This window comes from Rhodococcus sp. OK302 (assembly GCF_002245895.1).
Classification (GTDB): domain Bacteria; phylum Actinomycetota; class Actinomycetes; order Mycobacteriales; family Mycobacteriaceae; genus Rhodococcus_F.
In genome coordinates this window covers 1,740,749-1,762,724 of the sequence record NZ_NPJZ01000001.1, presented here as the reverse complement: position 1 = coordinate 1,762,724, position 21,976 = coordinate 1,740,749, and the positions used below count along the sequence as shown (strand labels likewise).

General features: G+C 61.0%; 20 protein-coding genes. 6 read left to right on the top strand and 14 right to left on the bottom strand.

What is annotated here, in order from left to right:
• Positions 1–21: 21 nt before the first annotated feature.
• Both BDB13_RS08080 and BDB13_RS08075 read right to left on the bottom strand, forming a co-directional pair.
• Complete coding sequence (locus tag BDB13_RS08080; protein ID WP_094271182.1) at positions 22–1,779, bottom strand: ABC transporter ATP-binding protein; 1,758 nt, start codon at positions 1,777–1,779, stop codon at positions 22–24.
• Positions 1,776–3,527: an ABC transporter ATP-binding protein gene (locus BDB13_RS08075; protein ID WP_094271181.1), complete on the bottom strand. Its 1,752-nt coding sequence runs from the start codon at positions 3,525–3,527 to the stop codon at positions 1,776–1,778. The genes BDB13_RS08080 and BDB13_RS08075 overlap by 4 nt, the downstream gene beginning before the upstream one ends.
• 156 nt (positions 3,528–3,683) lie before the next feature.
• On the opposite strand from BDB13_RS08075, the gene BDB13_RS08070 reads away from it, so the two are divergent.
• Positions 3,684–3,863 (top strand): hypothetical protein, encoded by a 180-nt coding sequence (locus BDB13_RS08070; protein WP_169632072.1) that lies wholly within the window; start codon positions 3,684–3,686, stop codon positions 3,861–3,863.
• 116 nt (positions 3,864–3,979) lie between these two features.
• A complete protein-coding gene (locus tag BDB13_RS08065; RefSeq protein WP_094271179.1) occupies positions 3,980–5,455 on the top strand; it encodes an alpha,alpha-trehalose-phosphate synthase (UDP-forming) in 1,476 nt (491 codons plus the stop codon).
• A 62-nt stretch (positions 5,456–5,517) separates the two neighbouring features.
• Here the strand turns inward: BDB13_RS08065 and BDB13_RS08060 are convergent, their stop codons facing one another.
• From BDB13_RS08060 to BDB13_RS08005, 12 genes are all read right to left on the bottom strand, one after another.
• Positions 5,518–6,060 (bottom strand): twin-arginine translocation pathway signal, encoded by a 543-nt coding sequence (locus BDB13_RS08060; RefSeq protein ID WP_094271178.1) that lies wholly within the window; start codon positions 6,058–6,060, stop codon positions 5,518–5,520.
• Positions 6,057–6,812, bottom strand: a complete 756-nt coding sequence (locus BDB13_RS08055) for a hypothetical protein (RefSeq protein ID WP_094271177.1) — start codon at positions 6,810–6,812, stop codon at positions 6,057–6,059. The genes BDB13_RS08060 and BDB13_RS08055 overlap by 4 nt, the downstream gene beginning before the upstream one ends.
• Entirely contained in the window at positions 6,812–8,209 is a 1,398-nt protein-coding gene (locus BDB13_RS08050) for an MCE family protein (protein ID WP_094271176.1), read from the bottom strand. The genes BDB13_RS08055 and BDB13_RS08050 overlap by 1 nt, the downstream gene beginning before the upstream one ends.
• Positions 8,206–9,432 (bottom strand): MCE family protein, encoded by a 1,227-nt coding sequence (locus BDB13_RS08045; RefSeq protein WP_094271175.1) that lies wholly within the window; start codon positions 9,430–9,432, stop codon positions 8,206–8,208. Before BDB13_RS08045 ends, BDB13_RS08050 begins: the two co-directional genes overlap by 4 nt.
• Positions 9,432–10,733, bottom strand: coding sequence for an MCE family protein (locus BDB13_RS08040; protein WP_094271174.1), 1,302 nt, complete (start codon positions 10,731–10,733; stop codon positions 9,432–9,434). Before BDB13_RS08040 ends, BDB13_RS08045 begins: the two co-directional genes overlap by 1 nt.
• Positions 10,730–11,788, bottom strand: coding sequence for an MCE family protein (locus BDB13_RS08035; RefSeq protein ID WP_094271173.1), 1,059 nt, complete (start codon positions 11,786–11,788; stop codon positions 10,730–10,732). The genes BDB13_RS08040 and BDB13_RS08035 overlap by 4 nt, the downstream gene beginning before the upstream one ends.
• Positions 11,785–12,804 (bottom strand): MCE family protein, encoded by a 1,020-nt coding sequence (locus BDB13_RS08030; RefSeq protein ID WP_094271172.1) that lies wholly within the window; start codon positions 12,802–12,804, stop codon positions 11,785–11,787. Before BDB13_RS08030 ends, BDB13_RS08035 begins: the two co-directional genes overlap by 4 nt.
• A complete protein-coding gene (locus BDB13_RS08025) occupies positions 12,804–13,982 on the bottom strand; it encodes an MCE family protein (RefSeq protein WP_094271171.1) in 1,179 nt (392 codons plus the stop codon). Before BDB13_RS08025 ends, BDB13_RS08030 begins: the two co-directional genes overlap by 1 nt.
• Positions 13,983–13,993: 11 nt before the next feature.
• The gene (locus BDB13_RS08020; RefSeq protein WP_094271170.1) at positions 13,994–14,845 is read right to left on the bottom strand and encodes an MlaE family ABC transporter permease; all 852 of its coding nucleotides are present in this window, start codon (positions 14,843–14,845) and stop codon (positions 13,994–13,996) included.
• A 55-nt stretch (positions 14,846–14,900) separates the two neighbouring features.
• A complete protein-coding gene (locus BDB13_RS08015; protein ID WP_094271169.1) occupies positions 14,901–15,665 on the bottom strand; it encodes an MlaE family ABC transporter permease in 765 nt (254 codons plus the stop codon).
• Between the two features lie 531 nt (positions 15,666–16,196).
• On the bottom strand, positions 16,197–17,114 hold the full coding sequence (locus tag BDB13_RS08010) for a 3-oxoacyl-ACP reductase (RefSeq protein ID WP_094271168.1): 918 nt from the start codon (positions 17,112–17,114) through the stop codon (positions 16,197–16,199).
• Between the two features lie 111 nt (positions 17,115–17,225).
• Positions 17,226–17,417, bottom strand: coding sequence for a ferredoxin (locus tag BDB13_RS08005; RefSeq protein WP_094271167.1), 192 nt, complete (start codon positions 17,415–17,417; stop codon positions 17,226–17,228).
• A gap of 243 nt (positions 17,418–17,660) precedes the next feature.
• Between BDB13_RS08005 and BDB13_RS08000 the strand changes: the two genes are divergently transcribed.
• The 4 genes from BDB13_RS08000 (at position 17,661) to BDB13_RS32065 (ending at position 21,909) form a co-directional block, all read left to right on the top strand.
• A complete protein-coding gene (locus BDB13_RS08000) occupies positions 17,661–18,842 on the top strand; it encodes an acyl-CoA dehydrogenase family protein (protein WP_094274769.1) in 1,182 nt (393 codons plus the stop codon).
• A gap of 14 nt (positions 18,843–18,856) precedes the next feature.
• Positions 18,857–19,978, top strand: coding sequence for an acyl-CoA dehydrogenase family protein (locus BDB13_RS07995; RefSeq protein WP_094271166.1), 1,122 nt, complete (start codon positions 18,857–18,859; stop codon positions 19,976–19,978).
• 60 nt (positions 19,979–20,038) lie between these two features.
• On the top strand, positions 20,039–21,685 hold the full coding sequence (locus tag BDB13_RS07990; protein WP_094271165.1) for a long-chain-fatty-acid--CoA ligase: 1,647 nt from the start codon (positions 20,039–20,041) through the stop codon (positions 21,683–21,685).
• 68 nt (positions 21,686–21,753) lie between these two features.
• Entirely contained in the window at positions 21,754–21,909 is a 156-nt protein-coding gene (locus tag BDB13_RS32065; protein ID WP_169632010.1) for a hypothetical protein, read from the top strand.
• Positions 21,910–21,976: the final 67 nt, after the last annotated feature.

Genomic DNA, 21,976 nt, shown 5'->3' with positions numbered 1-21,976 from the left:
GCGCCCCCGCTTGCCGCAACCCTAGCGCGTCTCGCGCCCTTCCCATGCGGCCCACAACTGTGAATATCGACCGCCCGCGGACACCAGTTCGCGGTGCGGGCCTTCCTCGACGATCCGGCCGTGTTCGAGGACGATCACACGATCGGCCGCTGCCGCCTGTGTAAGACGGTGCGCAACAACCAGAGTCGTCCGTCCGGCCGTCGCCGCGTCTGCCGCTGATTCCAATTCGCGAGCGCCGGCGCTACCCGCTTCCGCAGTAGCTTCGTCCAGCACCGCAACGGCTGGATCCACCAGCACCAACCGCGCCAACGCCAACTGCTGCGCTTGCGCGGCGGTGATCTCGTGGCCGCCTTCACCGACGACGGTCTCGACCCCCTCGCTCAGTGCCGCTACCCATTGCTCCGCGCCGACGGTCTTCAACGCCGACGCCATGTCCTCGTCCGAAGCGTCGGGGGCGGCCAAGCGCAGGTCCTCGATCAGCGGTCCGGCAAATACGTGAACTTCCTGGCTGACGATGGCGACGTGACGTCGCACGTCGTCGACGCCAGACAGCGGAACACCACCGATCGACACACTCCCCGAGGTCGGAGTTATCGAACCGGCCGCGATGGCTGCAACCGTCGTCTTGCCGGCGCCGGTCGAACCGACCAGAGCCACCCGCTCCCCCGCGGCCACGGTGAGACTGACTCCGTGGAGTACCTCGCGGCCGTCATAGCTGTGCCGGACGTCGACCAACGTCAGCGAACCGTCGGCGGGCACGAAACCCGTACCGGACGTGCGATCGGTGTCCGGAATCTCGACAACACCAACCAGACGCGCAAGGCTCGCACCGGCGGACTGCACTTCGTCGAAGGTGTACAACAAGGCACCGATCGGGTTGAACAAGCGGTGGAACAGCAGAGCCGCAGTGGTTGTCTGGCCGACGGTCACGATGTCGCCGCGAACCAGGAGAAATCCCACGACGAGGATCGCGGACAAGCCCACGAATTCCGCTCGATTGCCGCGGCCGGCAAACCTGGTGAACAAGCCGAAGACGCCTACTGACAGATCGCGAGCCTTCCCCGACGCGTCGTCGATCCTGCCCAGATGCTCCTTCTCGAGCCCGTAAGCGCGGACAGTGCGAACTCCGTGCACGCTGCTGATCAAAGCCTGCGCCCGTGTCCCCATCGCCACTCGCTGAGCCGCGTAGATCGGGGCGGAGCGCGGCAGATACCACTTCAGAGCGAGGACGTACATCGGTAGTGCCACCAGTCCGGCCAGCCCCAACCGCCAGTCGATACCGAGCATGGTGAGCATGCTCAGAGCTACGAGGAGAAGGGATGAAACCAGGCTCGGGATCACGTCGCCGACAGCCCTCGCGATCACTGCCACGTCGTCGCCGACCCGCGACAGCAGGTCTCCGGTCCCGACCTTCTCGACAGTCTGCACCGGAAGCCGAAGTGCACGGCCGACTGCCCGCTCACGCAGCGTTGCCAGAATCGTCTCGCCAAGTCGTTTGACCAGGTACGCCGCGACGCCGGTGAAAATTCCGCCGACGATTGCGGCCGCGGCGATCACGATGACCACTCCGACGATGGTCGAGGTCGGCGCGTTTTCACGGACCCGGTCGACGAGTACTCCGAAGACGTAGAGCGGGATCAGTGCCATCGCCGACGCCACCGTCGAGGCCGCGACGGCAAGGACGGCCGCGGTTCGGTGTTCAGCGAGTGCAGAACGCAACCACCGCCAGGTTTCACGGCCACTGGCAATCGGTAGCAGTTCGCGTTCGGTTGTGGTCATCGCAGCACCGCTCCTCGGTAGTTCTCGTCGGTGGCGGCAAGTTCGTTGTGAGTACCTACTGAGGCCACAACTCCGCGGTCCAGGACGATCACCCGGTCCGTCGCTGCCAGCAGTGCCGGACTGCTGGTGATCAGGATCGTGGTGCTCTGCCCGTTGCTCGGATGTCCGTGACGCAGCCGCGCAATTCCTTCGGCGATCGACGCCTCCGTCACGGCGTCCACTGCCGTCGTGGGATCGTGCAGGACCATCACCGGCGTCCGGGTAAGCAGGGCCCGCGCCAACGCGACCCGCTGGCGTTGGCCACCGGACAAGCTGGCTCCGCGATCGGTGACCTCGAGTTCCAGTCCGTCGGGATGAGCATCGACGACGTCTGCGGCCGCGGACGCGGACAACGCTTTCGTTACATCTGCCGAAGGTGCGCCGCCGGCCCTGAGATTCGATGCGAGAGTGCCGCCGAAGAGATCGGAGATATGCGGTTCCACCAGAACCGTGCGCCGGGAAAGCGCCAAGTCCATGTCGGACAGAGACACTCCGCCGACGCTGACCGAACCTCGATACTCGTCCGACGCCAATTGGCCGGACAGTACCGCGGCCAACGCTTCGCCATCCTGCGGCTGGTAAGCGACGATTCCCAGCAATTCACCTGCTGCACAATGTAAATCAACTCCGGCGAGCGTGCGAAATTCGATACCGTCGAGCGTCAGATCAGTACCGTCGAGGTCCGTCACCGAGCCCGCCTTCACTATCGGTTCGGCATCGAGGACCAAGGCCAATCGGTCCGACGACGCCCGGGCCACCGCAAAATAGCCGGGTAGCGAAGCAAGGAGTCCGAGCGGTTCGATGAAAAACTGCGCCAGCCCGACGACGGTGATCAACTCACCGACGGTGATCCTGCCTTGCAGCGCGAAGTAGCCCGCAAGACCGGCGATCGCGACCGCGAGCAGCGCGCTGATCGTGGTCGACAACCCGGTGTAGATCGAGGTTGCCCGCGCGGTATCGATCGTCGAGGCGAGGGCATCTCGACTGACTTTGCGATACCGCTCCGACGCGGATTCCTCGGCACCGATTCCCCGAAGTGGCCGTAATCCGCTCACCAGATCCGTCGCCGTCGCCGACGCACGTGCAATCGACTCCTGCTGCCCTTTTGCCCGAGACGTGATCAACGGCGCAGCACGTTGCAGCAAACCCAGAATGACGGGAGTGCCGATCAGTACGGCCAACCCCAGGGGGATGTCGATCCACAGCAGTGCGATGGCCGACGCCACCGCAGCGGTCGATGCCGCAACGGCCCGCGGGACGATGTCGGCGATCCACGACGTGTGCTCGGCGTCGGAGGTCGACACCGTCAGCAGTTCACCGGCGCGCAGGTCTGTTCGCACGCCTCGCGGATCGAGAATCCGGTGAGCGACTTCGAGCCGTAGCCGATGCGACTCCTCCTCCATCGCCTTCACGATGAACCTCGCACCGAGCCTCCAGGCCGCGGTGAGCACCAGAAACAGCATGCCGAGCGCACAGATCGAGACAACGAGAGCAGTGGTGTCCGAAGTCTCGATTGCTCGATCGATGATCACACCGATCGAGATCGGCACCGCGGTTTCGGCGAGCTGATGGACACAAACCAGCACAGTGCCGATGGCCAGCGGTCCCCGGTTGCGCACCAGAACTCGTCGCAAGATCGCAGCACCATTGTGTTTACCGGTGTCGGATTCACCCGAATCGACGGCGGTACTGGCGGAGGTCGAACTCATGAAACTCCAAGCATTGACAGGAACAAGAACGCCGAGCGGCGAATCAAGTAAGTCGACCCTAATACATGAGCAACTAGCGTTGACGTGCCCAGTTCTCATAGAGTCGCAAGTAAGAACCATTGCCTGCGACGTGCAGGCAACCCCGAGAGGAACATGATGTCTGAGAACACGACCGTCGAAACCGAAGTCGAGATCGCGGACGAGGAAATCGAGACCGTGGCCGAAGAGACCGCTCGCATGGCGCAGCGCGTTGTCGCTGCCTACGCAGAGGATGCCGACGAGTGCAGGATGCTGCTCTCGATGCTCGGCATCAGCCCCGTCAGCAAAGTCGACTGAGTCTCGACCGAGTCTTTCCCTATTCCCCAACGAGAAGGAACCACGTGTCTGTCAGTCCGGAATCGGCCAGCCCCACCCCTTCTGACAGCGTAAGTGCACCTTCCCCGGAGAAGACCGTGTCCGGGCAGGCCGAGTTCGTGGTTGTTGCGAACCGCCTGCCCGTAGACCTCGAGCGACTCCCCGACGGCACTACACGGTGGAAGCGCAGTCCCGGCGGATTGGTGACTGCACTGGAACCGATCCTGCGCAGCAATCAGGGCGCCTGGGTGGGCTGGGCAGGCGTTGCCGACGCCGATATGGACCCCATCGTCGAAGACGGCCTCGAACTCTACCCAGTGCCGCTCAGCGCCACCGAGATCAACGAGTACTACGAGGGCTTCTCCAACGCCACACTCTGGCCGCTCTACCACGACGTCATCGTCAAGCCCGAGTATCACCGCGAGTGGTGGAACGCGTACGTCGAGATCAACCGACGCTTCGCCGAAGCTACGTCCAAGGCCGCCGCCCACGGCGCCACTGTCTGGATTCAGGACTACCAACTCCAGCTGGTACCGAAGATGCTGCGAATGCTGCGTCCCGACCTCACAATCGGCTTCTTCCTTCACATTCCGTTTCCGCCGGTCGAACTGTTCATGCAGATGCCGTGGCGCACCGAGATCATCGAGGGCCTTCTGGGCGCCGATCTCATCGGCTTCCACCTCCCCGGCGGCGCCCAGAACTTCCTGTTCCTCGCCAGGCGCCTTGCCGGACAACAGACTTCACGCGGCAATGTCGGCGTGCGCTCCAAACTTGGTGTCGTACAGGTGGGTTTCCGCACGGTTCGCGTCGGTGCCTTCCCCATCTCCATCGACTCCGGCAAGCTCGACGAACGGTCACGCTCCAAGGCAATTCGCGACCGCGCCAAGCAGATTCGCAAAGAAATCGGCAACCCCAAGAACATCATGCTCGGCATCGACCGCCTCGATTACACCAAGGGCATCGACGTCCGTTTGAATGCTCTCCACGAACTCTTGATCGACGGCCGGATCGACCCAGCCGAGACCGTCATGATCCAGTTGGCGACGCCCAGTCGTGAGCGCGTCGAAAGCTACGTCCAGATGCGTGGTGACATCGAACAGATGGTTTCCCGCATCAACGGTGAGTTCAGTGAAGTCGGACGCCCTGTTGTCCACTACATCCACCGACCCGTCGACCGCGACGAGCTGATCGCATTCTTCGTTGCCGCTGACCTCATGCTCGTCACGCCTCTGCGCGACGGCATGAACCTGGTTGCCAAGGAATACGTGGCCTGCCGCAGCGATCTGGGCGGGGCGCTACTGCTGAGCGAATTCACCGGTGCCGCAGCAGAACTGCGCCAAGCATTCCTCTGCAATCCCCATGATCTTGACGACGTCAAGGATTCCATGGTGAAGGCTCTCAATCAGCCCAAGGAAGACGGTCGACGCCACATGCGTGCGCTGCGTCGTCAGGTGCTCACCCACGACGTGGACCGCTGGGCCCGCTCGTTCCTCGACGCACTTGCCCACGGCGGCGCTGCCGGACCGGCACTGATCGCACCTGACGAGGCCAACGAAGCCGAAGAGAACCACTGACTTCGTACACATGAGAAAACCCGGCCGAGATAACTTCTCGGCCGGGTTCTTTCATGTATCGGTCAGAACGGTTGGACGCTGTTCACAAGCCAGTGACCGTCTTGCTTCTCCAAGCCCATCTTGACGCGACTGCCACTTGCCACGGCTTCGGGTGAATCCTTCGACGTTGTGATCTGGTTGAGGAACAGCATCGTGGTGGCCGTATCGGGCCCCACGTCCAGAATTGACGCACCCTGCACAACCACCTGGACGGTCAGCGCCTTCTCTTGCGCGCCGGGAATGATCGCAGACTCGATCAACTTGGTGAACGTGTTCTGAAATTCTCCGGTCAATCCATCTGTCGCCGCATGCAACTGCTGGTCCACGTTGTTGTGGTCGTACTGGAACATTGCGACGGCTTGGTCCGAGGAAACCTGAGTAACTTCCGCTCGGGCTTGATCGATCGCCGCGATGTCACGGGCACCGCCGGGTCCGAAGTAGAGCCAGGCCGATACCGCGGCCAAAGCGATTGCCACTGCACTGATTACGCAGAGGACGATTGTCAGTACCGACACTCGGCTGGACGGCGAAGGAATTGGGGCAAACTCTGTCGTTGTCTGAGTCATGGCACGAACTCCACATTCGAGGCAAGGAGTTGCCCATCGGTATCGCACATGGTGATTCGCAGGCGATAGTTGCGTTCCTCAGGCTCCGGCTGGTCTTTGTTCTTCTGCATGGCCTTCACGGCAACGAGGGACGTTCCACAGCCGCTGTCAGACTTCTCGAAACCTGCTTCGAGGATCTCGCCATCCGTCTGGACACCGACCTGCCCGAGAACACTGATAAACGAATCCTTACGCCCGTCGAGCTGCGATTGGAATTCCTTCGTCGTACCCGCCAGGAACTTGTCGAGATCGGCAGCGGCCGTATCGGAATGCAAAGTGGTCAGGTTCAACGCCGTTGTTCGAGCGCCGGCCACGTAGCCTGCGCGCTCTTCGTCCGCGTTGGAAGCATTGTTTCGGTCCACCAGGAGCATCGCCGACACGGCAGCAAACGCCAACGCGGCGATCGAGGCAAGAACTATCCCGCTGACCAATTTTCGCGAACTGCGCGGCGCAGGCACGATTGTTACCGGTACTGGTGTCTGCTCCTGAAGCGTCGGGTAAACCTGTGCCGGCACGCTAGCAGCAGCTTCGACCTTCGGCGGCGCATCTTTCCGGAGAGTCAACCTTGCGACGGTCTCTTCAACCGGCTTTTCTATCGGCTTGCTGTCAGGCACGACCGTCGATGCCGCGTCCGTATCCGCACCCGTCGGTCCGGCACTGCGGGATGCACGACGGCGCACCCGCTGACCGGCCTGTGGATTTTCGTCTGTCATCAACCCTGCTGACCCTTCATGAACTGTTCAAGACTTACGTCGCCGCCGCCGAGGTTCGGCTGCGAGTACGTTCTTCCGTCGGGTCCAAGGTACGTGCCTGTTGCCTTGTCGTACCGACGCGCCGTGACGGTCGGCCCTGTTGTGTCAGAACTGGGGGTGGCGGTGATCGGGCCGGGAGGGCCTGTCTGCGGGTTGGTTCCCAGCGGGGTGTAGCCGCCCGTACGGCATTGCTCCACAGTTGGTGCGCGCCTGCCGGGGTACTCCTGACACGGCAGGTTTCTGAGTCCGCGCACCGCGATCGGCGAGTCCTGAGCAACCTGGCAGAACAGGTCCGACGGTGTATCGATGGGAGATTCGTCGTCGGGACTGCGCCATTGGTCGGCCGGCAGGAATCCGGTAGTGCACGGCGGCGGGTCGTTGACAGCCATGTGGAAGTCCACCAACGCTCCGTCTGCCGCGGGTCCGGATCCTGCAATGGTGACCAGCGCAGCAGTCAGCGCCGGGTAGATCACCAGGATCTGCTCGATAGAGCTGTTGTAGATGACACCGACTTCTCCGACAGAGACAAGATTGGCAAGGAGAATCGGCAGTGTCGGCTGAAGATCCTGCAACAGGGCATTGGCCTCCGACGCTGCCGCCGGCCCCTTCTGGATGATGGCCCGCAAATCCGGGTCACTGGCCCGAAGCTGATCCGTGAAGGTCACCAGATCGGTTGTCCACGAACGGATTGCGTCACTGCTCACGATCTGGGTGTCGAGCAGCGGGCCAGCCTGCTCGATCAACGTCTTGGTAGCGTCGGAACTGTTGTTCGCTTCTTCGACGAACAAGCGTGCGGAGTCGATGAGCTTCTGCAAATCGGGGCCGGCGCCGTTGAATGCCTTGAAGGATTCGTCGATGACGGTTTTGAGCTTGGTGTCGGAAATGCTCTGCAGCAACAGATCTGCCTGATTCAGCATCTCCCCGACGTCTTGCGGGGTGCTGGTCCGATCGACGGGGATGACCGAGCCGTTCTCCAGATGGCCAGACACCACGATCGAACCGGAACTGTCGGTGTGCGGAATCAGATCGACAAACTGCTCGCCGATCGCAGACACACTCTTAACCGCTGCATCGACGTCGTCGGGCACCTTGACGCTGCTGTCGAGGGACAGTTGAGCGTTGACGCCCGTCGAGGACAACTCGACTGACTTGACCACCCCGACTGTCTGGCCACGGAAGGTGACGTTCGAGTTCTTGTACAAGCCTCCCGTAGAAGCCAATTCGACGGTGACGTCGTAGCGCCCGATCCCGACCATGGCCGGAACCCGAACGTACTGCGTCGCCATCACGACCAGACCAATGACGGTCAGCACCGAGAAGATGACAAGCTGAATTCGGACGAACTTTGTGAGCATCATGGTGCCGGTGCCCCCTGAGGAAGTCCTGGAATGGTGATCGGCGGAAGTCCTGGGATCTCAATGGTATTGGGATCGGATGCCGGTGCGTCTGCTGCCGGAGCCGGCGCAGCGGCCGGCTTGAGCGGATCATGCAACGGATCGCCGGTCTGAGCTCCGAGTCCCGCTTGTTTGCCCAACACCCCTTCCGGCCCTCCGAGACTGCCCGCGAGGGGTGTCCCCGACAGGAAGTTCAGGTCGAGACGTGGCAACGTAAAGTCGAGAGTCATCGAGAGGTTCGCAAAGTCGCCCCGGAAGACGTTGTTGATGCCGTTCTGTGGGAACGGGAACGTCAGTAGTACTCCGAGAACCTGAGTCAATGCGTTGCCCGAGTCTGCCAACGCCTTGAACGTCGGGGACAAAGCCCGCACGTTAGTCGCAAAATCCTCGCCGCTCTCGTCGATCACGCGGCTGGCAACGTCGCTGAGCCCGCCGAGGGAGACGAGGGCATTGGTGATGTCTTGCCGCTGTGCGACAAGAACGTCCAGCGCCGGCGGAATTCCGTCGAGCGCTTTGTTCAGAGTGTCGCGCTGGGCCTCGACCGTCGAGGACAAGGTGTCGATGCCCTCCATCGCCGAGATGATGTCGCCGCGTTGCTTGTCCAGGCTTCCCACCAACTGATCGAGCTGTGGGAGGAGGTCGTGAACGGCTTCCTCACGTCCACCGAGTGCCGCATTGAGTTCCTTGGTAATGTCCTGAACCTGTGCCAGGCCACCACCATTGAGTACGACGGACAACGAGGACAGCGTCTGCTCGGTGGTCGGGTATGCACCCGCCCGCTCGATGGGAATTACGTCGCCGGCCTCGAGCCGACCCTTGGGTTCTTCCCCCACCGGCGGCGCCAATTCGATGTGCTGCGACCCGAGCAAGCTCGTCTGGCCGATCTTCGCCGTGGCATTGGCCGGCAGTTGAACATCCGGATTCAGCGAAACCGTGACCAACGCATTCCAGCCCTGCACTTCGATGTTCGAGACGCTGCCCACCGCGACATCGTCGACTCGAACAGGCGAATTCTGCGACAGGGTAGTCACATTGGGCATCTGGATCTGAACTTCGTAGGATCCTTCGCCCCGTCCCTGGGTTCCGGGCATGGGCACGGAGTTCAGGCCGTTCCATTCACAGCCGCTCGCTCCGAGCGCGACGCCCGCAGCCAGCATCACGACAGTCGCCTTACGCATGACCTGCATCAGTTACCTCCGCCCACATTGAACAGATCGTTGAGATCCTTGGGCACATTCGTCATCGGGACACCGTCCAACGGACCTGCCGCCGGTGCGACATCCGTTCCGCCCTGACCCTGATTCGCTGCCGTTTCCAACCCCGGCGGGGAATAGACGAGCTGGTCTGGGAAGGCCTGGACACCCGCCACGGGATTGAACAAGAATCCCGGGTAGTTTCCGATCATGGTGCTGAGCACCGGACCGAGATACTGCTTGCATAGGTCTGCGCTGTTCTGGGAGGTGTCATTTCTGATGCCTTCGATCGAACCGCAGATCCACTGAATGGGATTCTTAAAGTTGCTCAACGCAATTGCGCCGGTCATGCTGCCCGTCGCAGGCTTGTAGATCTGATAGAAGTTGGCCAGCGACGTAGGTCCGGCATGGAGAACCTGCTCGATTTCAGGCCGATTGTCGGCCAAGATCTGAGTGACACCGGCGAGACGCTCCACGGATTCGGTGAGTCCGTCGCGATTCTCCTTGACGAAGCGTTGTACGTCGCCGACTGCAAGGTCGAGATCGGAAAGCGCAATTCCCAATTCATCGGAACTGTTTGCAAGAACGCTCGAGACGGAGGCAAGGTTGCCGCTGAACTGAACGATCTGCTGATTACTGGACGAAAGGGCAGTCACGAACGCCTGCAGGTTCCGAATCGTGGAAAACAGATCGGTGCGTCCTTCGGACAACGTGTGCATGGTGTCCGACAGTTCATGCAGCGTCTTACGAATAGAGTCTCCGTTGCCTTCGAGATTGGCGCCGAGGGTGTCGATGAAGCGCCCCAGGGAGCCTTGGTCGTCGAGTCCTTCGGGACCCAGTGATTCGGAGAGTTTGGTGAGTTCGGTCTTGATCTCGTCCCATTCGACCGGAACCGCGGTGTGCTCGATCGGGATTTCCCCACCGTTCGACATCTTGTCACCGCCGGAGTAGACGGGCGTCAACTGGATGAATCGCGCGGACACGAGACTCTGAGCAATGATGAGCGCCTTGGCATCCGCCGGAATCGACACACTCGAATCGACCTTCATCTCGACGTACGTATCGCGATCACGCGGTTCAATCTTGGTGACCTTACCGACGTTGACGCCGAGCACGCGCACTTCATCGCCCTCGTACAGCCCTGTGGTCGAGGTGAAGTGTGCTGAGATCTTGTTCTTGCCCAAGCCCGGTATGAACAGATACGCGGCGCCGGCGAGCAGCACTGCAACCATCGCACCGGCTCCGACGAAGATCCACTTCTTGCGTGGATTCGTGGACACGTTTGTTTCGGTCATTCTCCCGGCCCCCTGATGCTCGGCGGTGTAACCGGAAGCATGTTCTGGAAATCTTGCGGCAGCTGGCTGGGATCAACAGCGCTGTCCACCGCGGTCTTCCACCATTGACTTGGCAGAATGTTGGTGATGAAGGCTTCGAAGAAGGGCCCGCTGGCCACCGACTCGCCCAGCGCACTCATATACGGAATGAGTCCGTCGAGCGACGCACTGATGTTGTCCCGGTTCTGCTGAAGCGTTTCCGACACCGCATTCAGCTTCTCGAGAGTGGGCCCCATCTGAGCCTCGTTGTCCTGCACCAGCCCCGAGAGCTGACGAGACACCGCCGAGGTGTTGACGATCAACTGACTGATCGAATCACGCCGCAGGCTGAGTTCGGCAAAAAGCTGATTTCCATCGACCAACAATGAATCGATCTGCCCACTACGGTCCGCAAGAATCTTCGTGACGTCCTCGGCGCGCGACAGCAACTGCAGCAGGCTCTCGTCCCGCGAGTTGATGCTCTGCGACAACCTGGTCATTCCGTCGAGTGCACCGCGCAGTTCCGGAGGTGTGTCCGCGAGAGTGTCCGAGATCGCGTTGAGCGAATCATTGACCTGCACGGTGTCGAGTTCGGACACGGTAGTTCCGAGATCACCCAACGCGTCGTTGAACGAATAGGGAGAGTTGGTGCGTTCCAACGGAATCGGGGTGCTGGTTCGCAGCAGTCCCGAACCCTCAGGTCGAACCGCGAGGGACTTCCGCCCCAGCACGGTATTGGTCTTGATGTCCGCCGCCGTCTGCTCGCCCAGTGCAATACCGTCCTTGACGGTGAAGGTGACCAGCACACTCTGATCGTCAAGTTCGACGTCGCTGACCTTGCCGACGTTCACGCCGGCCAACGTCACGTTGTCACCGGCAAGCAGTCCGCCGGCGTCCTGGAAGTACGCGGAATATCGAATTCCACCGGAGAGGAATTGAAGCTGATCGTATTGGAGTGTGGCGCTGACCGTAGCGACGGCGAGCACCACACCGATCACACCGATCTGGACAGGATTTCGTTCACGGGTAGGACTCATTCGACCTTCGCACACCTTCCCGTGGTCTGTTCTGCGGTGGGCAGGATGATCGTAGATCCGTCCGGGCCCGAGAACTTGAATGTGTTGGAGCACAGATAGAACTGGAAGAACGAGCCGTAGGAACCGGTTCGGATCAACTTCTTGTAGTCATCCGGCAAGCGTGCAAGGGCGGTGTTGATATCTTCCTTGCCGAGATCCAACTGCGTCGCCACCCGGTTGGTCTGAGCAATCAAAGTCTGGATATCGGGTCGAGTTCCTTGCAGCAACGACGCGAGGTCACCGGTTGCCCCGGCAATCGACGTAATGGAATTCCCGATCGGACCGCTGTCCTTTGCCAGCCCGCTGACCAATTGCTGGAGTTGATCGATCGTGGTGGAGAACTGATCGCCCTTGTCGTTGATCGTGCCCAGGACGTCGTTGAGGTTACCGATCACGTCACCGATCAACTGATCTCGGTCGGCCAGGGTATTGGTGAATGAATTGGTGTTTCCCAGAAGGGAAACCAACGTTCCGCCCTGACCCTGCAGCACCTGCAGCAGTGCACCCGAAAGATCGTTGACCTGTTGCGGATCGAGCGCACGCAGGAGCGGCTTGAACCCGCCCAGGAGCAAATCCAAATCGAGTGCCGGCGAAGTCTGATCGACCGGGATCGAGCCGCCGGCCGATAGTGTTTCCGCCGAACCCGTCCCTTCGAGCAGTTCCATGTAACGATCGCCGACCAAGTTCTCGTAGCGCACCGTCGCTTTGGTGCTCTTCATCAACGAGTATTTGGAATCGACATCGAACTTGACCTCGGCCTGATTGGAATCACTGATCGAGACGCCGCTCACCGAACCCACCGGGACCCCGGCAATCCGGACCTTGTCACCGGACTTCAGCCCCGAGACATCGGAAAAGGTGGCATGAAAGCCGTTGCTGCTACTGAAGCGCACCTGGCTGAACACGATAGCGAGCCCGGCGAGGATCACCGACATCACAACAGTGAAGATCAAGAGTTTTACCGTAGTCGGTCTCATCACTTCCCCGTCTCGTAGCTGTCACCGAAGAGGTACTGGAAAATCGTCGGAACCATCACCTTAAATTCGGTATTGGGTACAAACGGAACATTTCCGGTGTCTGTCACCACGAACGGTGCGGGTCCGTCGACCCTCGGATCGAATTCCGGCAGGCCGTAACAGTTCGGTCCGCCGGACGCACCTACCTTCGGGAGGCTCTGCGGATTCTTGTATGCCTCCGTGCCCCACATGAAACTCGCGCTGAGCGTGAACGACGGCCTCAGTCCGGTTCCGGTCATCGGTTCGAACTTGATACGTCCATCGTTCAAGCCGACGATGAAGCACGTCAGACCCGGCGAGTACTCGGCAAGGAGAGTCGTGGTGTCGGTCAAGGTATCGAGCGCCGTGGTCAGGTTTTGCTCGTTGTCGGTCAGCAAGGCGTTGCCTGTGTTCGCGAGGCCAGTGACGTTGAGCAGCAACAGATCGAGATTGGCCTGCTCGGCAACGATCGAACCGCTGGTGGCGGTTGCGTTGTCGAGGATCCGCATCAGATCGGGTGCTACGTCGGCGTACAGATTGGTGACATCGGATGCCTTCGCCAGATCCTGTTGCAGCTGCGGCAGGCTGGGATTCATCTTGGTCAGATACGTGTTGCCGAGTTCGAGGACCTCGCCCAACGATTCACCGCGACCGTTCAGCGCTGTGGAGATAGCGCCGAGAGTGGCGTTCAGCTTTTCCGGCTCGACTTGGGCCAACAATTCGGAAAGATGCTCGAACACACTGTTGAACTCGACAGTGACGCTGTCCGAGGCAATGACTGCACCCTCTTGAATGGGTGTGGTCGACGGATCCTCCGGAATCACGATGTTGACGTACTTCGATCCGAACACCGTGGTGGACTTGATCTCCACGCGTGCATTGGACGGAATCATCTCCATCTGCCCCGGGTTCATCGCCAGCTTCAGGTTTGCTTCGTCACCGTCGAGCGAAATCGATTCGACGCGGCCCACCTGGACGCCGCGCAGTTTCACCTTCGCGTCGGGATCCATGACAAGACCGGCTCGCGACGACGTCACCGTAATGGGCGTGCTTTTGGTGAAACCGCCCGAGAACATGGTAAGTGCCACGACCACGATGGCAACGAGTCCGAGGATCAGGCCTGCTGCGGCAAGTTTCTTGTGCCAACTGGGAACAGTCATAGTCTCGCCCCCTATCCCGACAGGTTGAAGTTGCCGGACCCGCCGTAAATGGCGAGTGAGATGAGAAGCGTGACCGTGACTACCGCAATCAGGGAAGCGCGCACCGCATTACCCACAGCGACGCCGACGCCCACCGGACCACCGGTTGCGTTGAAGCCGTAGTAGGTGTGGATGAGCATGACGGCCAGCGCCATGACTATCGCTTGGGCGAATGACCACAATATGTCCGTGGGTATCAGGAACGTCGTGAAGTAGTGGTCGTACACGCCGCCCGACTGGTTGTAGAGGAACACCGTCGCAAACCGACTGGCGATGAACGATGCGATCACAGCCAGCGAGTACAGCGGGATGATGGCGATCATGCCGGCCATCACACGGGTGCTGACGAGGTACGGGATGGACGGAATCGCCATGGTCTCGAGTGCGTCGATCTCTTCGGAGACGCGCATAGCGCCGAGCTGCGCTGTGGAGCCGGCACCGATTGTGGCTGCCAGGCCGATGCCCGCGATGACAGGTGCGGCAATGCGCACGTTGATGAAGGCTGCGAAGAAGCCCGTCAGTGCTTCGACGCCGATGTTGCCGAGCGAACTGTAGCCCTGCACGGCGATGGTTCCGCCGGTGAAGAGTGTCAGGAAGCCGACGATCACGACGGTGCCGCCGATCACGGCCAGGGCGCCGGTTCCCATGCTGATCTCGGCGATCAACCGCAAAGTCTCACGCGGGTAACGCATCAGCGCCTTGGGTGCATATCCGAGTGCTTTCGCGAAGAACAGTGCCTGATCACCGATGCCGTCGATGCCGCGCGAGACGGATCGGATCTGCCGGCGGGTGCGGGGGAAGCGTCCTGCTGCTGCCAGTGCCATCAGTACCCCTCCCGTCCGTAGTTAGTTGCTGTGTCGGTGTTAATTGCTCTGCGCCTCATCCGGCCGTCAACTTGATGCCGATGGTGGTGATGAGCACGTTGACGACGAACAGTGCCATGAACGCGAACACGACGGTCTGGTTGACGGCGTCACCGACGCTCTTGGCGCCACCCTTGACGTTGAGTCCGAGGTAGGAGGCGACGAGGCCGGCGATCATGCCGAACAGTCCGGCTTTGACCATCGAGAGCATCAGCTCGCCGAAACCGGTGAGAAGTGTGATGCCGTTGACGAAGGCGCCGGGGTTCACATCCTGGATGAAAACCGAGAACACGAATCCGCCGAGGATGCCGATGGTGCAGACCAAGCCGTTCAGCAGCAGCGCCACTGCGGTGGACGCGAGAACCCGGGGAACGACCAACCGCTGGATCGGGTTGATACCGAGCACCTTCATGGCATCGATTTCTTCACGAATGGTGCGCGCCGAGAGGTCCGCGCAGATCGCGGTAGCGCCGGCGCCGGCCACGATCAGAACGGTCACGATCGGTCCGATCTGGGTGACGGTGCCGAGTGCGGCTCCGGCGCCACTGAGGTCGGCTGCACCGATCTCGCGAAGCAGGATGTTGATGGTGAAGCTGACGAGCACCGTGAACGGGATGGCGACCAGCACGGTCGGCAGCATCGAGACGCGCGCTACGAACCACGCTTGATCGATGAATTCTTGACGCTGAAATGGACGAGAGAAGACTGCCCGCAAAGTTTCGGCTGACATCTGAAAGAAGCCACCGACCGCTCGCAACGGTACCTCGACGAGGTCTACCATTCGTCCTCCTCGTCCATGATTGCCGCAGTACTGTGTGTTCTCATTGGTCCAGCCCCCGACAGCTTGTGACTGACGTCATATTAACTAGAACGTGTTCACCTGTCAAAGAATGCGACAGGCGCGAGTGAATCTTGAAAACTGCAGAAAGGTCCAGCTCCCGCAACGAAGACTCTCAGTGTCCGGGATGCCAGCAGATTTGTTCGAAATACCGTGCAAATTAGTACTTTTGGATGACTCGACACGGTCGCACCGCAGTCGAACGCTCACCACGGCCGACCGGCGATCCGGCCGCCCCGACCTCCATTGCAGAGTGAACCGACAGTAAAAATAGAACACGGTCTAGTTTTTTCGAGACCGAAAGTCTCACTGACAACCCCAGCAAACAACCTGGCCGGCGAGACAGGCGAACACGGTATTTCTACCAAGGATCAGTCAAATCGCCCCGTTGCCCGCGACAACGAGTTTCGTGTCGCGGGCAAAGGGTTGGCAAAGAAGATCAGCGCGAAGCTCTCAGCCCAGCGCGCGAAGCTCTCAGCCCAGCGCGCGAAGCGCGGCTGAAGCCGAAAACATCTTGCCCGGATCTCGATCGGCAAAGTAATCACCCATCGCTGCGGACAATGCTTCCGGAGACCAGGCGTCGCCGGCCGCATCGAACCGCTGCTCCACGACCGGTGCTGCCATCAAGGCGACCATCGGACCGTAAACGACAAAGACCTGCCCGTTGACGGCGTCTGCCGCCGGTGAAGCCAAGTACGAGACCAATGACGCCACATGCTCAGGCGAGAGCGGATCGATACCGTCGACCGGTGCGTCACCGAACACGCCTTCAGTCATCGTCGTACGGGCCCGCGGGCAAATCGCGTTGGCGCGAACCCCGTAGCGGGACAGTCCGCGAGCCGCCGAGAGGGTCAGCGCGGTGATTCCGGCCTTGGCCGCACCGTAGTTCGGTTGACCTTCCGGACCGAGCAGCCCGGCCTCGGACGATGTATTGATAATTCGCCCGTATACCGGAGCGCCGGCCGCCTTCGATTTTGCCCGCCAGTACGTCGCTGCGTTGCGGCACAACAGGAAGTGCCCGCGCAGGTGAACTTCGAGGACCAGATCCCAGTCCTCGTCGGACATGTTGAACAGCATCCGGTCACGGACGACGCCGGCGTTGTTGACGATGATGTCGACGCTGCCAAACTGGCCTTCGGCCCTCTCCATGAGAGCGTCGGCGGTGGAACGTTCACCGACATTGCCGGCGACGAACTCGACCTTGGCGCCCAGTCCCCGAATCTCTTCGAGCGTGGCTTCGACGGCCTCGCTGGGTGCCAGATCGTTGACAACCACCGATGCACCGGCCTTGGCCAGGCCGATGGCCTCGAACTTTCCGAGTCCCGATCCGGCACCGGTCACGATGGCGACCTTGCCTTCGAGACTGGTTTCTGGGCTGTTCACAGCATTCATCGACGCGTTCTCCCGGTTCTATGCGGTCATGGGTCGAATCCCGTTCGGCCGAGTTGCCGTGACCCACAGATCCGCAACTTTAGAACGTGTTCCTGTTTTGAGCAATAGCCCTCAGGGATGCTCGGTCAGCGCCGCACGCGGACACTGCGCGATAGCGGACCGGACATCTTCCCATCGATCCTCCGACGGACGTGCGGAACTGATCACGAGCTCCTCATTGTCGTCGAGGTCGAAAATATCGGGGGCGATACCGACACACACCCCGTTTGCCTCGCAACGGTCCAGATCAACCCTGACCTCCATGAACGTTCCTCTTCTCTACTCACATACGCACGTACGAACACAGGTCCGGAACAGCCGCCTCGGGGCTGCGATGCGCACTGTTCCTCCCGTAACACTAGAACCTGTTCCAGTCCTGTGCAATGATTCGAAAAAGTAGTGAAAACCGACGCCTTCGATCAGTCGACGTCACAGGCTGAACCGCTGGACCTATCGATAGAACTTGTGTCAAAACAAACGATTTGTATCTCTACCGGAGAGGCAACAATGCACATCACCTACACCCCTGAACAGCAAGCGCTTCAGGAGGAGTTACGTGCCTACTTCGCCAAACTCATGACACCGGCTCGCCGCGAGGCTCTCGCCGCAACCACCGGCGAGTACGGCGAAGGCAACGTCTACCGCGAGGTTGTCGCACAGATGGGGCAGGACGGCTGGCTCACGCTCGGCTGGCCCAAGGAATACGGCGGGCAGGAACGCTCCGCGATGGACCAGCTGATCTTCACCGACGAAGCAGCCATTGCCGGCGCACCGGTACCCTTCCTGACGATCAACTCCGTAGCTCCGACAATCATGCACTTCGGCACACAAGAGCAGAAGGATTTCTTCCTTCCCAAGATCTCGCGCGGCGAACTGCATTTCGCGATCGGATACTCCGAACCCGGCGCCGGCACAGACCTGGCGTCGCTGCGCACGTCCGCGGTCAAGGACGGCGACGACTACATCATCAACGGCCAGAAGATGTGGACCAGCCTCATCCAGTACGCGGATTACATCTGGCTCGCGTGCCGCACGGACCAGGAAGCCAAGAAGCACAAGGGAATCAGCATGCTGATCGTCCCGACCACCGCCGAAGGCTTCTCGTACACACCGGTCCACACGATGGCCGGACCCGACACCAGCGCCACCTACTATCAGGACGTACGAGTTCCGGCGTCGTCGATCGTCGGTCAGGAACACGGTGGCTGGGGTCTGATCACCAATCAGCTCAACCACGAACGCGTCGCACTCACCTCTGCCGGCCCCATTCTGACCGCTCAGCGTGAGGTCCGGGAATGGGCACAGAACACCAAGCTGCCCGACGGCCGACGCATGATCGATCAGGAATGGGTGCAGATCAATCTGGCACGCGTCCACGCCAAGGCCGAGTACCTCAAGCTCATGAACTGGGAAATCGCGTCGATGACCGACCATTCGCCCGGACCTGAGGCGGCGTCAGCCAACAAGGTCTTCGGCACCGAATTCGCCACCGAGGCTTACCGTTTGCTGATGGAAATCCTCGGATCTTCCGCAGTGATCCGGCAGAACTCCCCCGGCGCGCTTCTGCGTGGACGCATCGAACGCATGCACCGCTCCGCTTTGATCCTGACCTTCGGCGGCGGAACCAACGAAGTGCAGCGCGACATCATCGGCATGACGGCCCTGGGCTTGCCGCCCTCAAAGCGATAAGGACTGTTCGAGACATGGATTTCACCTTGACAGAGGCCCAGAACGATCTGGCCGGCCTCACCCGCGGAATTGTCAGCGAACTGGTCACCAATGATCGCCTGCGGGTACTCGACGCAGCCGAAGACCGGACCGATCTGGCCCTCTGGACCACCCTCGCGTCCTCCGGCGTGCTCAGCGCCGCACTACCGGAGTCGGTAGGCGGCGACGGATTCGGAGTCCTCGAGCAGTGCAGCATCCTGGTCGAATTGGGCCGCGGCGTAGCCGCTGTGCCCTTCTTGACCTCGATCATGACGTCTGCCAGCGCAATTGCAGAATTCGGCGACGACGCACAACGCACCGAGTGGGCCGCACCTGCGGCTTCCGGCGAAAAGATTCTCACGGCAGCATTGGCCGAGGAGTTCAACGACAATCCGGCCCTTCCGACCACCCGCGCTTCCCGGACCGCCGACGGTTGGACCCTCCAGGGATCCAAGATCATCGTCGACAGCGCACCGGTCGCCGATCTCTTCCTGGTACCGGCTCTGACCGACGACGGCGTTGTCGTATTCCTGGTGCAGCCCAGCGATTCCGGAGTCTCGATCACACGCGAGTCCGTGGTCGATTTCGGCAGCGTCGGCCAGGTCGACTTCGATTCGGTCCAGCTTTCCGACGCCCGAGTCCTCGGCTCGCCGGCTCAGGGCGCCGAGATCACCGACTGGATCGTCGAACGCGCACGACTCGGTTCCAGTGCCTACCAATACGGCGTCCTTGATCAGGCGCTGAAGCTGACCGCCGAGTACGCACGCGAGCGAGTACAGTTCGGCCGTCCGATCGGCAGTTTCCAGGCTGTAGCGCAGCGCCTCGCCGACGGATATATCGACGTCAAGGGCGTTCGACTGACGCTGTGGGCTGCTGCCTGGCGCCTGAGTGAAGGCCTACCGGCCGCTGAGGCAGTCCAGACCGCCAAGTTCTGGGCAGCCGACGCCGGGCATCGAGTCGCGCACACCGCTGTTCACGTTCACGGCGGCGTCGGACTGGACGAGGACCACCCGGTTCACCGGTACTTCCTCGCGGCCAAGCGCCAAGAGTTCTTCCTGGGAAGCGCCACCGACCAGTTGCGCATTCTCGGTAAGGAATTGGCAAGCGTTCCCGCTTGATTCGTCCCACCGAGTGGAAACTACCGACCTGATCCTCGACGAAACGACAATGATGCAGTTATGAGTGAGAGCCCCACTGTTTCCGATCTACTCCTCGGAGTCAGCGAGATCGACACGTACGGCATCAGCTTCGAGGATCAGGTCCTCAGTTGGCGTGAGCACATTCAGTACTCGTTCGACCGCGCCGCCTTGCTCGATTCACTTCTCGATCACGACAGCCCCCGACACTTCGGGCTGTTGATGGACAACATTCCGGAGTTCTCACTTCTGCTCGGTGCCGCAGCATTTTCCGGCACCGTCGCAGCCGGACTCAACACCACCCGGCGTGGCCCCGCATTGGCTCGCGACGTCGAACTCTCCGACTGCCAGATCATCTTTACCGAAGACAGTCAGGCTCATCTGCTCGACGGTGTCGATCTCGGCGATGTTCGTGTCTTCAATGTGGATTCACCGCAGTGGCAGGAACTGCTGGCACCTTTCGTCGATTCGCCGCAACGCCCTGTTGCTGCAGCACCCGACGACCTCCTGATGCTCATCTTCACCTCCGGAACGAGCGGCGACCCCAAGGCTGTCCGCTGCACCCACCACAAGATCGCGGGTCCCGCGATCATGCTCGGTGATCGTTTCGGGCTCGGGCCGGAAGATGTCGTCTACATGGCGATGCCCATGTTCCACTCCAATGCCATCATGGCTGCCTGGGCGATCGCACTTCACCGCAAGTGCGCAATTGGCATGCGTCGCAAGTTCTCTGCCTCAGGTTTTCTGCCCGACGTCCGCAAGTTCGGGATCACGTTTTCCAACTACGTCGGTAAACCTCTCTCGTTCATTGCATCGACTCCCGAGCAGCCTGACGATCACGACAACACGCTCAAGATCATGTACGGCAACGAAGGCTCAGCTCCAGCGGTCGCCACGTTCGTCCGACGCTTCGGCGCGCGTGTCATCGACGGCTTCGGTTCCACTGAAGGTGGCGTTTCGATCGGTGCGGCGCCGGTTCCCCGCGCCGGCGCCCTCGGACTGTTGCCGGACAGCGTGAAGATCCTCCATCCCGACACCGGAGTTCCCTGCCCGCCTGCACAATTCGACTCCGACGGCCGAATCACCAACGCCGACGAGGCAACCGGCGAAATGGTCAACGTCAGCGGACCGGGCACCTTCGCCGGCTACTACAAGAATCCCGAAGCCGACGCCGAGCGCATGCGCGGCGGCCAGTACTGGAGTGGCGACCTCGCCTACGCCGACGCCGACGGCTACGTCTACTTCGCCGGCCGCAGTTCGGGTTGGCTGCGCGTCGACGGTGAGAACATCGGCGCGGCGCCCATCGAGCGCGCACTAACCGGGTTCCCCGGGTTTGCGCATGTCTCCGTCTACGCCGTTCCGGACAGTGATGTCGGAGACCGCGTCATGGTGTCGGTGATCCCGGTGGGCGATGTCTCGAACTTCGACCCCGAAGCGGTTGCCGCCTACATAGATTCGCGTCCCGAACTCGGCCCGAAACAGAAACCCACCCTCATTCGGGTCTGTAGCGAATTCCCACGAACCGCGACGTTCAAGGTAGTCACTCGAACCCAGAGCGCCGAACGGTGGAACACCACCGATCCGGTGTGGATCCGTCAGCGGGGCGAAAAGGACTTCCAATTACTCACGCCGGAGCGGGCCCTCACCCTCGAAAAGATTCGCGTGGACGCCGCACTGTCGACTCAGTAGTGGGTGCCTGGATAGATTTACGACACTCTCTCCCCCACGCCGGCGGTTCTCGAGGCAAAATTACATCTATGAAGAATCCGAACCTGACACCATCACGCATCCTTGCGCTCGTTGCTGCTGCAGCCCTGGTTATCTTCGTGATTGCACGTCGCCGCGACGACGGCGTGCTCAGTCGCGGGGAATGGTTGTCGGACAGCGTCGGACCTGACGATTTAGCCGGCTGAAACTACACATGAGAGGCCCTCGACCGATTTCCCGGTCGAGGGCCTCTCATGTGCTTCAGAGCGCTGC

Bases quoted from the DNA above. Each gene is read 5' to 3' on its own strand.
- BDB13_RS07990 (WP_094271165.1), top strand. From the start codon at position 20,039: ATGAGTGAGAGCCCCACTGTTTCCGATCTACTCCTCGGAGTCAGCGAG.
- BDB13_RS08045 (WP_094271175.1), bottom strand. From the start codon at position 9,432: ATGCAGGTCATGCGTAAGGCGACTGTCGTGATGCTGGCTGCGGGCGTC.
- BDB13_RS08000 (WP_094274769.1), top strand. From the start codon at position 17,661: ATGCACATCACCTACACCCCTGAACAGCAAGCGCTTCAGGAGGAGTTA.
- BDB13_RS08020 (WP_094271170.1), bottom strand. From the start codon at position 14,845: ATGGCACTGGCAGCAGCAGGACGCTTCCCCCGCACCCGCCGGCAGATC.
- BDB13_RS08060 (WP_094271178.1), bottom strand. From the start codon at position 6,060: ATGACTCAGACAACGACAGAGTTTGCCCCAATTCCTTCGCCGTCCAGC.
- BDB13_RS08070 (WP_169632072.1), top strand. From the start codon at position 3,684: ATGTCTGAGAACACGACCGTCGAAACCGAAGTCGAGATCGCGGACGAG.
- BDB13_RS08030 (WP_094271172.1), bottom strand. From the start codon at position 12,804: ATGAGACCGACTACGGTAAAACTCTTGATCTTCACTGTTGTGATGTCG.
- BDB13_RS08035 (WP_094271173.1), bottom strand. From the start codon at position 11,788: ATGAGTCCTACCCGTGAACGAAATCCTGTCCAGATCGGTGTGATCGGT.
- BDB13_RS08015 (WP_094271169.1), bottom strand. From the start codon at position 15,665: ATGGTAGACCTCGTCGAGGTACCGTTGCGAGCGGTCGGTGGCTTCTTT.
- BDB13_RS08005 (WP_094271167.1), bottom strand. From the start codon at position 17,417: ATGGAGGTCAGGGTTGATCTGGACCGTTGCGAGGCAAACGGGGTGTGT.
- BDB13_RS08050 (WP_094271176.1), bottom strand. From the start codon at position 8,209: ATGATGCTCACAAAGTTCGTCCGAATTCAGCTTGTCATCTTCTCGGTG.
- BDB13_RS07995 (WP_094271166.1), top strand. From the start codon at position 18,857: ATGGATTTCACCTTGACAGAGGCCCAGAACGATCTGGCCGGCCTCACC.
- BDB13_RS08055 (WP_094271177.1), bottom strand. From the start codon at position 6,812: ATGACAGACGAAAATCCACAGGCCGGTCAGCGGGTGCGCCGTCGTGCA.
- BDB13_RS08025 (WP_094271171.1), bottom strand. From the start codon at position 13,982: ATGACTGTTCCCAGTTGGCACAAGAAACTTGCCGCAGCAGGCCTGATC.
- BDB13_RS08010 (WP_094271168.1), bottom strand. From the start codon at position 17,114: ATGAATGCTGTGAACAGCCCAGAAACCAGTCTCGAAGGCAAGGTCGCC.
- BDB13_RS08080 (WP_094271182.1), bottom strand. From the start codon at position 1,779: ATGACCACAACCGAACGCGAACTGCTACCGATTGCCAGTGGCCGTGAA.
- BDB13_RS32065 (WP_169632010.1), top strand. From the start codon at position 21,754: ATGAAGAATCCGAACCTGACACCATCACGCATCCTTGCGCTCGTTGCT.
- BDB13_RS08040 (WP_094271174.1), bottom strand. From the start codon at position 10,733: ATGACCGAAACAAACGTGTCCACGAATCCACGCAAGAAGTGGATCTTC.
- BDB13_RS08075 (WP_094271181.1), bottom strand. From the start codon at position 3,527: ATGAGTTCGACCTCCGCCAGTACCGCCGTCGATTCGGGTGAATCCGAC.